At 72.0% G+C, this 10,505-nt stretch carries 12 protein-coding genes; 7 read left to right on the top strand and 5 right to left on the bottom strand.

Translation table 11 applies throughout. From position 1 onward, the window contains the following. From ACWCSD_RS37905 to bldD, 3 genes are all read left to right on the top strand, one after another. A partial coding sequence (locus ACWCSD_RS37905; RefSeq protein ID WP_449922171.1) for an amino acid permease occupies positions 1-1,062 on the top strand: 1,062 nt, incomplete at its 5' end. 1 nt (position 1,063) lies between these two features. Then, positions 1,064-1,930, top strand: a complete 867-nt coding sequence (locus ACWCSD_RS37900; RefSeq protein ID WP_358294021.1) for a universal stress protein — start codon at positions 1,064-1,066, stop codon at positions 1,928-1,930. 300 nt (positions 1,931-2,230) lie between these two features. Further along, positions 2,231-2,725 (top strand): transcriptional regulator BldD, encoded by a 495-nt coding sequence (gene bldD / locus ACWCSD_RS37895; protein WP_026214021.1) that lies wholly within the window; start codon positions 2,231-2,233, stop codon positions 2,723-2,725. A 415-nt stretch (positions 2,726-3,140) separates the two neighbouring features. Here bldD and ACWCSD_RS37890 read toward each other — a convergent pair whose 3' ends face one another. The 3 genes from ACWCSD_RS37890 to ACWCSD_RS37880 all read right to left on the bottom strand — a co-directional run bounded on the left by ACWCSD_RS37890 (position 3,141) and on the right by ACWCSD_RS37880 (position 5,432). Beyond that, a complete protein-coding gene (locus ACWCSD_RS37890; RefSeq protein ID WP_387666304.1) occupies positions 3,141-3,527 on the bottom strand; it encodes an SAV_6107 family HEPN domain-containing protein in 387 nt (128 codons plus the stop codon). Between the two features lie 534 nt (positions 3,528-4,061). Then, entirely contained in the window at positions 4,062-4,253 is a 192-nt protein-coding gene (locus tag ACWCSD_RS37885) for a ferredoxin (protein WP_357705325.1), read from the bottom strand. 6 nt (positions 4,254-4,259) lie between these two features. Further along, a complete protein-coding gene (locus tag ACWCSD_RS37880; protein ID WP_397162185.1) occupies positions 4,260-5,432 on the bottom strand; it encodes a cytochrome P450 in 1,173 nt (390 codons plus the stop codon). 91 nt (positions 5,433-5,523) lie between these two features. On the opposite strand from ACWCSD_RS37880, the gene ACWCSD_RS37875 reads away from it, so the two are divergent. Together ACWCSD_RS37875 and ACWCSD_RS37870 are read left to right on the top strand one after the other, a co-directional pair. Further along, positions 5,524-6,123 (top strand): TetR/AcrR family transcriptional regulator, encoded by a 600-nt coding sequence (locus tag ACWCSD_RS37875; protein WP_449922168.1) that lies wholly within the window; start codon positions 5,524-5,526, stop codon positions 6,121-6,123. 161 nt (positions 6,124-6,284) lie between these two features. After that, positions 6,285-6,791 (top strand): hypothetical protein, encoded by a 507-nt coding sequence (locus ACWCSD_RS37870; RefSeq protein WP_449922166.1) that lies wholly within the window; start codon positions 6,285-6,287, stop codon positions 6,789-6,791. Here ACWCSD_RS37870 and ACWCSD_RS37865 read toward each other — a convergent pair. Beyond that, positions 6,774-8,552, bottom strand: a complete 1,779-nt coding sequence (locus ACWCSD_RS37865; RefSeq protein WP_449922164.1) for a hypothetical protein — start codon at positions 8,550-8,552, stop codon at positions 6,774-6,776. The genes ACWCSD_RS37870 and ACWCSD_RS37865 overlap by 18 nt on opposite strands. Before the next feature lie 77 nt (positions 8,553-8,629). Next, on the bottom strand, positions 8,630-9,358 hold the full coding sequence (locus ACWCSD_RS37860; RefSeq protein WP_397162189.1) for a L,D-transpeptidase family protein: 729 nt from the start codon (positions 9,356-9,358) through the stop codon (positions 8,630-8,632). Between the two features lie 210 nt (positions 9,359-9,568). Here ACWCSD_RS37860 and ACWCSD_RS37855 point away from each other — a divergent pair, with 210 nt between their 5' ends. Continuing rightward, a complete protein-coding gene (locus ACWCSD_RS37855) occupies positions 9,569-10,045 on the top strand; it encodes a YbaK/EbsC family protein (protein WP_449922162.1) in 477 nt (158 codons plus the stop codon). 10 nt (positions 10,046-10,055) lie between these two features. Beyond that, positions 10,056-10,505 (top strand): GNAT family N-acetyltransferase (locus tag ACWCSD_RS37850; RefSeq protein WP_449922160.1); only part of this gene is annotated, 450 nt, incomplete at its 3' end.

Here is a 10,505-nt window from a genome sequence, read left to right as displayed (position 1 = left end):
GCGGTGTCCGTCGCGGCCGTGGCCGTGGGCTGGGGCGAGTACCTCAACGCGTTCCTGCGCAGCCTGTTCGGCTGGACGCTGCCCGAGGCGATCACCCGCTCCCCCGGCCAGGACGGCGGCGTGGTCAACGTCACCGCGATCCTCATCGTGCTCCTGGCCACCTGGCTGCTGCTCTACGGGGCCTCGGAGTCGGCCAAGGCCAACGCGGTGTTCGTGCTGATCAAGATCGCGGTGCTGGTGTTCTTCTGCGCGGTGGCGTTCACGGCGTTCCAGTCCGGGAACTTCACCCCGTTCGCGCCGCTCGGGGTGGCCGGGATCACGGCGGCCGCCTCGCAGGTGTTCTTCTCCTACATCGGCTTCGACGCCGCCTCCACCGCCGGCGAGGAGGCCAGGAACCCCAAGCGCGACCTGCCGCTGGCCATCCTGCTGTCCCTGCTCATCGTCACCGCCGTGTACGTCCTGGTCGCCGTGGCCGCCATCGGGGCCAAGCCGTGGACCGAGTTCGACCCGGAGAGCACCGAGGCGAGCCTGTCGCAGATCGTCGACCAGGCCACCGGCGCCACCTGGCCGGGCGTGATCGTCTCCTTCGGCGCGGTGATCGCCATCGCCAGCGTCGTGCTCACGGTCATCTACGGCCAGACCCGCATCCTGTTCGCGATGTCCCGCGACGGGCTCATCCCCCGGATCTTCCAGCGGGTGAACCCGCGCCACCAGGTGCCGGTCGCCAACACGCTGATCGTGGCCCTGTTCATCTCGGTCCTGGCCGGGCTGGTGCCGCTCGGCCAGCTCGCCGAGGCCACCAGCATCGGCACGCTGTTCGCCTTCCTCATCGTCAACGTCGGCGTGCTGGTCCTGCGCTACCGCAGCCCGGAGCTGCCGCGCAGCTTCCGCACGCCGCTCTTCCCCCTCACCCCGGCACTCGGCGCGATCTTCTGCGTCATCGTGATGGCCGGGCTGGCCGGCGTCACCTGGGCCGCCTTCGGCCTGTGGATGCTGGTCGGCCTGATCTGCTATTTCCTGTACGGCTACGGGCATTCACGGCTGAATGCCGAGGTGCGGTGACATGAAGTTCGACAAGGTGCTGGCCGGGTACATCGCGGAGCCGCGCGGCGGGGACGGGCTCGCGCTGGCCGTCGTGCTGACCCGGCAGACCGGGGGCAGCCTGACGGTCGCGACCGTCCAGCCGCCCGTGACGACCACGCCGGGCCCCGCCCGCGCCGACGAGGGCGCCTGGCGCTCCTACCTGCGCGAGCAGGCCGAGACCGCGCTGGCGCGGGCCCGCGAGCTGGCCGGCGACCAGGCCGAGTACGTGCGCCACACCAACAAGGGCAGCGGGCGCGGCCTGGTGGAGGTGGCCCGCAGGCGCGGCGCCGACGTCGTGGTCATCGGCTCGGCGCCCGGCGGCACCCGGTCCCGCATCACCGTCGGCAGCACCGCCGACCAGCTCCTGCACTCCTCGCCGGTGCCCGTGCTGCTGGCCCCGCGCGGCTACGGCGACGACCCGCCGGCCGCGTTCGAGCGCATCACCGTCGCCTACCGCCGCGGGCCCGGCGCCGACGCCGCCGTCCGGGGCGCGGCCAAGGCCGCGGTCACCCTGGACATCCCGCTGCGGCTGGTCACCCTGGTGGTCAGGACCGGCCGCCGCGTCCAGGTCGAGGAGGACATGCTCGTACGGCTGCGCGACCAGGCCGCCGCGGACCTGCGCGCGGCGGCGCGGGGGCAGCGGCGCAGGCTTCAGGTCGAGGTGGAGCTCCTGGAGGGCCGGAACGTGGCACAGGCGCTCGGCACGACCACGTGGCTGCCGGGAGAGCTGCTCGTGTGCGCCTCCAGCGACGCGGGGCCGCTGCGCCGGGTCTTCCTGGGCGACACGTCCATCAAGATCGTCCAGGCCGCGACCTGCCCGGTCATGATTCTGACCCGCGAGACCTGACGCTCGATTTCACTCGTCAAACTATGACGAAGTAGTGTTGCCACCGGTACAAGAGGGGCGTTTGTTGCGTTCCCTCCCGGACCGGATTCGGCATCTTTTTTCCAATCAGCTTGACCTTAGGCTCCCACCCCTTTACCGTCACTGTGCGTAACCACACCGCGCGGCGTTCTGGGGTAAACCCAGGGCCACGGCTACCGATGGTGCCGAGCCTGGCACCGTACCCCCCGGTGGCTGGGGCATATGCCGCAAGGGAGCACAATCTACTAAGAGCGATACATACGAGAGCCGGGGGGCCACACGATGCCGTCTGAGTACGCAAAGTCGCTGGGTGCACGACTCCGCGCCATCCGCACCCAGCAGGGGCTGTCCCTGCATGGAGTCGAAGAGAAGTCGCGCGGCAGGTGGAAAGCCGTGGTCGTGGGCTCTTACGAGCGTGGCGACCGAGCTGTCACCGTGCAGAAGCTTGCCGAGCTTGCCGACTTCTACGGGGTGCCCGTCTCCGAGCTGCTGCCCGGAGGCGCCGCGCCGAGCCCGCTCGGGCCCACTCCCAAGCTTGTGATCGACCTGGAGCGCCTGGCGACACTGCCGAAGGAGAAGGCCGGAGCGCTTGCCCGTTACGCCGCCACCATTCAGAGCCAGCGTGGCGACTACAACGGCAAGGTCCTGTCGATCCGCCAGGAGGACCTGCGTTCGTTGGCTGTGATCTATGACAAGTCGCCGAGCGAGTTGACCGAGGAGCTCATCAGCTGGGGCGTGCTCGACGCCGAGGCGCGCCGGGCCGTCGAGTCCTTCTAGAACCCACCGCTTCACCCCCGAAGGGCCCGCCAATTCCCCTGGCGGGCCCTCCGTCGTACCGCCCCGAAAATGAACTTTCAATTATTCGGCGAACGCGACAAAGGGCCCGAATCCCAAAGACGGATTCCTGCGGCCTGCACGCGCCCCGAGAGGCCAGGCGCGAAGCGAGGCCCACCAGAGGGACAAGCGGGACCACCAAGGCCCGATGTAGCGAAGACCCGGCCGTCCTGGCGCGAAAAGCCGGCGAAGCCGCGCCCCTCGAAACAGGCCCCACAGGCGTCGCGGTCCCTCCCCCGGCCCCTTTTGGGCACACGTGTCAGCAACAGCCGCCTTGCTCACGTTCATCGGCTTTGTTAGACCCCGCCACCCGCGCTCTTCCGCGCGGCGGCGTCGCCTGGAGAGCCGGGCGGCGGGGTCAGCCCGCCAGCGGCACGTCCACCGGAAGCTGGGGCTGGGCGGGGACGCCGAGCAGGTCTTCCACCGTCGAGACGAACGTCTCGGCCTCGGCCAGGATCTCATTGGCGTCGGCCGCGCTGATGCCGCGGACCACGCCCGCCTCCGCGGCCGCGCGCTTGGCGGCGCTCACGGAGAAGTAGGCGGCCCACTCGGCGAGGTGCGGCTCGGCCTCGGGCAGCAGCTCCCACGCGCTGCGCAGACGGCGCCTGCGGCCCTCCATGGGACGGGGACGGGCGGCCAGGATCGCCGCAGCCGCACGAAGAGCCGCCAGGTGGGCGGCCACATATCGGGATGCCGGGGTGCGAGCGGCGGTCGCCTCCGCCAGGCAGGAACGTGAATCGGTCAAGTGTGCCCGAACCGCAGGCGACAGCCGGGGCCCGGGCGTTTCTCTAGGCCGTGGTGCCATCTTGCGCGCCTCCTTGGAGTCGTGGGCGGCGGCCGGCGTCTCCGCCGGTGAGGCCAACACTCTCAGACGCCACCGACATTTCCGCCGGGCCGGCCGGACGAGGAGCTTCCCCTCTCCCCGTCCGGCCAGGACACGCCCACTCGTCTCCGCCGACGACGAGGACGCGCCCTTCGCCCGTGGAGCCTGGCCACGGGAATCGCTTGGGGAAGCGAACGACCGCGGCCAGGCCCTTGGGTGACGTTGAGCCGCGAGCCTCACCGCCACTAGGTCGAACATAATTTCGATCACGCTCGGTGTCAACCTGTTCCACGAACACAGGTTCGATGACCATGCCGCGAAATGATCGATCCGTCCCGCGACGTCCCTCCGTTCGGGCACGGTGATCGCCGCCCGCGAGGGCGCCAGGAGCGCACGAAGCCGCCGCCACCGGGGGCGGTGGCGGCGGCGGACGGTCAGACCGGACGAGACGGCGGCTCAGGACACGGAGATGGCCCCCGACGGGCACAGGGACACCGCGCGCCGCACGGCCTCCTCCTGCCCTTCCTCGGGCACCTCGCGCAGCAGCACCACCGTGCCCTCGTCCTCACTCTGGTCGAACACCTCCGGCACCGTCAGGGCGCACATGCCCGCCCCGATGCACACCGTCGTATCCGCTGTGATCTTCATCGTGACCTACCAAGTGACAGGGAGGCGGTGCACTCCGTAGACGCTCATGTCCGAACGCATCGGCACCTCCTCAGGCGTTACGGCCAAGCGTAGGCCAGGCAGCCGCCGCAGCAGCGCCGGGTACGCGATGCGCATCTCGGCCCGGGCGAGCTGCTGCCCGAGGCACTGGTGGATGCCGTGACCGAAGGTCAGGTGCCCGCCGACCGGCCGGTGGACGTCGAGGCGGTCGGCGTCCTGGAAGCGGGAGGGGTCGCGGTTCACAGTGGGCAGGTGGAAGGCGACCGACTCGCCCGCCCTGACCAGGTGGCCCTCGATCTCGACGTCCTCCAGGGCGCTGCGCACCGGACCGAGGTGGATGATCGTGAGGTAGCGCAGCAGCTCCTCCACGCCGTTGTCCACCACGGAGGGGTCGTCGCGCATGGCGGCGAGCTGGTCGGGGTTGGTGAGCAGCGCGTACGTGCCCAGCCCCAGCATGTTGGCGGTCGTCTCGTGCCCGGCCAGCAGGAGCAGGAACGCGACCCCGGTCAGCTCCTCGTGGTTCAGCTCCCCGACGAGCCCGCTGAGCAGGTCGTCGGCCGGCTCGGCCCGCTTGCGGCCGATCAGCTCCGACAGGTACGCCCCGATCCTGGCGAACGCGGCCAGGGCGTCGTCGGCCTTGGTCTCCAGGTTGACCAGGATCTTGGTCTCCTCCTGGAACACCGCGCGGTCCTCGTACGGCACCCCGAGCAGCTCGCAGATCACCAGCGACGGGATCGGCAGCGCGAAGGACTGCACCAGGTCGGTGGGCGGCCCGGCGGCCTGCATGGCGTCGAGGCAGGAGTGGGTGATCTCCTCGATCCTGGGTTCCAGCGCCTTCATCCGTCGGACGGTGAACTGTCCCATGAGCAGCTTGCGGTAGCGCGTGTGCTCGGGCGCGTCCATGCGCAGGAAGAACCCGGGCGGCAGCTGCTGCTGGAGCTGCACCCGGGTGGGCACGACGGGGTGCAGCCGCTCCGGACGGTTGCTGAAGCGGGGATCGGCCAGGATCGCGCGGGCGGCCGAGTAGCCGGTGACCAGCCAGCCGAGGTGGCCGTCGGCGAAGGTCAGGCGGTGCATGGCGCCCTGTTGTCGCAGGGCCGTGGCTTCCTCGGGCGGATCGAACGGCCGCCGGCGGGTGATGGGAAAGGTCAGGTCGGACATGCTGGCTCCCTTCCGAGCTCACTCCCTAGAAAACCTCAATCGATGCAAAACTTCAATGCATGAAATTCGTAAATCGGTGTAGAGTTCCGTCATGGTAGGACTGCGGGAGCGCAAGAAGCAGCGCACGCGCCGGGCGCTGATCGAGGGCGCGCTCCGGCTGTTCGGCGAGAAGGGCTACGAGGAGACCACGCTGGCGGAGATCGCCGCCGCCGCCGAGGTCTCCACGCGCACCTTCTTCAGCTACTTCGCCAGCAAGGAGGACGTGCTCTTCTACGACTCCGAGCACCAGATCGAGCGCGCGCTGGCGTTCCTGTCCGCGCCCGCCCCCGGCCAGACGCCCGCCGACCTGCTGCGCGCCTTCATCGAGGACGCGCTCTCGACGTCGGACGACGGCCAGGCCACCTGGTCGGAGCAGACGGCGCTGCGCCTGGAGCTCATCATGCGCGAGCCGCCCCTCCAGGCGCGGGCGCTGCACCTGCTGTTCGACAGCCAGCTCCGGCTGGCGGACGCGCTGTCGGCGGCCTATCCCGGCCGGCTCGACCGGGTCGAGGCGGCGGCCGCCGTGGGGTCGCTGATCGGCGCGGTGAAGCTGGCCGTGATGACCACGCTCAACGACGGCCTCCCGGTGGAGGAGGCCCGCGACGCCGCCCGCCGGGCCGCCGACATCGCCCTCCACGGCCTCCCCCGCTGACCACCCTGCCCGCGCGGCCGCGGGTGGCGGGTGACGGCACGCGTCTGACAGGCTGTCGGCGCGGATGGCGGACAGCTGACGGACCGGCCGTACGCGAATCGGCGCGGGTGGCGGACAACCGGCGGAGCGGCCGTACGGGCACGGCCGGGTGAGGGGGATCGGTGCGAGGACGGACGGGCACGCTCATCCTGCTGCTGTCGGGGCCGGTCCTGGCGGCGGCGTACGCGGCCGTCAACTACGCGGCCCTGCGCACGGCGTCGGGGGCGCGGGGCCCCGATCCGGCGGACCCGATGACCTCCGGCGGCCTGACGTCGCTGGGCTCGGACCTGTGGTGGATCGTCAGGGGCATCGCGCTGGTGGCGGGCGTCGCGGCCGCGGGGATCGCCGTGGTGGGCCTGCTGCTGCTGCGCCGCGCGGCCCAAGGTCGCGGCGCGCTGCTGGTGTTGTCGGGCGTGCTCATCCTGCCGTACGCGCTCGGGCTCGCGGCGGCCGTCTACAACCCCGTGCCGGGGCTGGCCGGATTCTACGACCATCAGGCTTTCGCCGACGCGCTCCCGCCGTACCAGTGGTTCTCGGCCCTGCTCCTGCTGGCGGCGGCCCTGGCCCAGGCCATTGGCATGGTCCGCGCGTACACCGCGGCCCGGACGGCGTCAACGCTCCCGCGCTGACCCGCCGGGGCAGCGGTCGCTGACCCAGGTGGTCCAGCCCTGGCGGGTGCCGCCCGCGCCGGTCGCGGCCCACCCCGCGGGCGCCGGCCCCGAGCCGGGCGGGACGACGGCGGTGCAGACGCCGGCCGGCGGCGTGCCGTCGTAGAGCTCGGCCTCGGTCCAGGAGACGCGGTAGGCCAGGACGGCCCGGACGTTCCACACCACCCGCCGGTCCACGGCCACCCGTCCCGGGCCCGTGAGCACGGGCAGCCAGTCGGGCCCGGCGGCGGGCGCGGACTTCGGCGCCAGGTCGGCGGCGAAGACCAGGTTGACCGCCGCCAGCACGGCCAGGACCGCCGGCCACCCCCGGCGGGCGGTCAGCAGCGCCGCTGCCACCAGGCCCGCCAGCAGGACGAGCGCCGCGAGGGAGGTGGCGACCAGGTCGAAGGAGTCCCGCACCCGGCTGAGGAAGATCGCCTCGGGGAAGTCGAAGGCGATGAACGCGTATCGCTGGAGCCGGTCCCCGGCGTACCGGACCACCACGCCGCCCGTCGCCGCGAGCAGCCCGGCCGCCGCGAGCGCGTGCCGCACGACGGCCCCGCGGCCGGCCCTGGCCAGCACGAGCAGCCCGGCCAGGGTCCAGGCGAGCGCCACGCAGGCCAGGTAACGGCCGTAGGCGTAGTTGCCGATCCGGTGCTCGTCGGGGAGCGCGGCCGAGGAGGCGTAGGCGATGCCCAGGGTCGTGGCCAGCAGGACGGCCGCGAGCACGCGCCGCGGACCCGGCGCCGACCGCCTGGCCACGACGGCGACGGCGCCCGCGAGCCCGACCCCGGCCAGCCCCCAGGTCCCGGCGATCAGGTACCAGAGCTGCCCGGCCGCCCCCGCCAGCGCCCACGCCTGCCCGTCGAGCCCGCTCACCCGCTCGGCCAGGAGGCCGGACAGGTCACGCGCCCCGCCGGGGTACAGCGCCGCGGACAGCACCCGGTTGAGCGCCGTCGCCGCTCCCGCCGCCACCACGGCGGCCACCAGCCCGGCCGCCGCGCCCCTGCGGCGCGCGATGGACAGCCCCGCCGTCGCCGTCCCGGCCACCGCGCCGCGGCGGCGCGCGAAGAACCTCCCTGCCGGGCCCCGGCGGCCCGCGATGAGCAGCCCCGCCATCGCCGGCAGGGTCACCGCCAGGACGACGGTGCCGCGCAGGTGCACCGCCATGGCGTACCCCGCCAGGCCGCCCGCCAGCACCCCCGCCCTGACCGACCCCCTGGCCACGAGGTCGTGCAGCGCGACCAGCCAGGCCAGGACGAGGGTGGGCAGGACCGCGTCGGCCAGCGCCAGCCCCGAGAACAGCAGCAGCGACGGCGACAATCCGCCCGCGAACGCCGCCGCCATCGCCGCCCGCGGCCCGGTCCCCAGCCGCCGCAGCAGCAGGTACGCCAGCGGGAACGCCCCCGCCGCCACCATCGACCCCACCGCCACGACCAGCCGGTAGGCCACCACCGGATCCTGCGTGAACCAGAACACCGGCGTCAGCAGCAGCGGGTAGCCGCCCTGGTAGAAGGTGAAGCCGGTCAGATCCGCCCCGGGCCCGCCGGCCAGCCACCGGGCGGCGATCAGGTATCCGGTCTCGTCCGGGTTGGCCACGGGCCCGGCGTGCTGCCGGAACAACCACAGCCGCAGCGCGACCTGCGCCACCCATCCGATCGCCAGCAACCACCACGAACGCGACCGGCTCCCGCGCCGCACGTACGGGGCAGGAGCCGGAACACGAGCTGCGAACGTCGTCATGGAATTCCCCCTCAAATCGGGGGAAGTCCAGCAAGAGGCGGATAACCCGGCCGTCACCGGATCCGGTTATGCGGACGTTATGCGCGCCTGAAGGCGCCTCTCACATGCACCGGCACGCCCTTGCCGAGCAGGCCGGGCAGCACCTCGGCGACGTTCATCGGCATGCGCACGCAGCCGTGCGAGGCCGGGGAGAGCGGCACCGACAGCGCGCCGTGGAAGGCGATGCCGCCGTTGAAGAAGATCGGGTTGTAGAGCTGCCCCAGGTAGGACTTGTGCCAGCCGCTCGCCCGCCACGTCGTGCGGAAGTCGCCGGTCGGCGTGCGGGCCGAGCCGCAGAAGCGCTGCTCCTTGCCCTGCCAAGTGGTCGTCTCGCAGTACGGGACGCCGCTGCCGGAGGAGACGTGGGTGATGAGCCGCACCTGGCCGTCGATGTAGAGGACCATGATCTGCTTGGTCAGGTTGACCTCGGCGCGGGTCGGCTTGCCGTTGCCCACCAGCACCTTCGGGGTCTTCGGCTGCTCCAGCGCCTCCCACGTCCTGCGGGCGATCGTGCTGGTCGGCGTGATGCCGTTGACCTTCTGGAAGGCCCAGACGGCGGCGAGGGTGGTGCCGCCGTAACGGCCGTCGGCCTTGCCGGGCAGGTAGCCCAGAGCCGCCAGGCGCCGCTGCAGCCAGGTGACGGACGTGCCCTTCGCGCCCAGCTTCAGCGTCTTGCGCGGCGCCGTGACGGGCGCCGTGACAGGCGCTGTGACGGGCGCCTTCGCGGGGCCTGCCTTGGCCCCCGCCGCGCCTGGCGTGCTGGACACGCCGGTGACGGTCGTCGCGGCTGATGTGCCCGCGTGCGCGCCGCAGCCCGTGAGTACGACGGCCCCAGCCGTCAGCAGAGCAGCCACTCCGGGCAGCCGTCGAGCCCCCACCGGTACCACCTCTCATATCACGAACTATCCGGATCGATGGACCCTACACCACCCACCATGAACAGGTAATAAGCCGGTCAACCTGTTTAGAGTGTCCTCATGTCCGAGAAGTTGCCGGCGAACGCCGTCGTCGTGGAGGCCGCCCTGCGCGCGGCGGGCGCCACCGGAGAGATCGTCGTCCTGCCCGAGAAGGCCCCGACCGCGGCGACCGCGGCCGCCCAGCTCGGCTGCGAGGTGGGTGCGATCGCCAACAGCCTGATCTTCGACGCCGACGGCGCGCCGCTGCTGGTCCTGACCAGCGGCGCCCACCGGGTGGACGTCGAGCTCATCGCCCGTACGGCCGGTGTCGCCAAGGTACGGCGGGCCACGCCGGAGTTCGTCAGGACGGCGACCGGTCAGCCGATCGGCGGGGTGGCCCCGGTCGGCCATCCGGCCCCCGTCCGCACCCTGGTGGACAACTGGCTGAGCAAGCACGAGGTGGTGTGGGCGGCCGGCGGCCACCCGCTGACAGTGTTCCCGACGACGTTCGAGGAGTTGGTGGCGATCACCGGAGGCACTCCGGTCGACGTCGAGTAATGTGCGACGAGTGATCGAGTTTCGCGGGGCGGGCCCGGCCGAGTTCACCGAACGCCTGGACACGGTGATCGACATCTACACGGCGGCGATGAACCCGCCCCCCGAGCAGATCGCCGGCCGCAAGACCATCATGCGAAACCACGGCACATATCCCCATTTCCAGTGCTATTTCGCAGAGTTGCGTGACCCGACCGGTGTGGCGCGCCCCCGGACCGTCGGCTTCGCGTACGGCTTCCGCGGCGCGACCGGCCAGTGGTGGCACGACGTGGTGAGCAGGGCGCTGGCCGACGAGGCGGGCGAGGAGGCCGCGCACGCCTGGATGGGCCACGCCTTCGAGCTGGCCGAGATCCACGTGCACCCCGACCACCAGGGCAAGGGCATCGGCCGGGCCATGATCCGGACTCTGTGCGCCGGCCGCGCCGAGCGCTCGGCCGTGTTGTCCACGCACGACCGCCCCACG

This window comes from Nonomuraea sp. NPDC001684 (assembly GCF_053596515.1).
This window is presented reverse-complemented; position numbering and strand designations above follow the sequence as displayed.

Coding starts and splice junctions, on each gene's coding strand:
- ACWCSD_RS37900 (WP_358294021.1), top strand. CDS start 1,064: ATGAAGTTCGACAAGGTGCTGGCCGGGTACATCGCGGAGCCGCGCGGC.
- bldD (WP_026214021.1), top strand. CDS start 2,231: ATGCCGTCTGAGTACGCAAAGTCGCTGGGTGCACGACTCCGCGCCATC.
- ACWCSD_RS37885 (WP_357705325.1), bottom strand. CDS start 4,253: ATGAAGATCACAGCGGATACGACGGTGTGCATCGGGGCGGGCATGTGC.
- ACWCSD_RS37880 (WP_397162185.1), bottom strand. CDS start 5,432: ATGTCCGACCTGACCTTTCCCATCACCCGCCGGCGGCCGTTCGATCCG.
- ACWCSD_RS37875 (WP_449922168.1), top strand. CDS start 5,524: ATGGTAGGACTGCGGGAGCGCAAGAAGCAGCGCACGCGCCGGGCGCTG.
- ACWCSD_RS37865 (WP_449922164.1), bottom strand. CDS start 8,552: ATGACGACGTTCGCAGCTCGTGTTCCGGCTCCTGCCCCGTACGTGCGG.
- ACWCSD_RS37855 (WP_449922162.1), top strand. CDS start 9,569: ATGTCCGAGAAGTTGCCGGCGAACGCCGTCGTCGTGGAGGCCGCCCTG.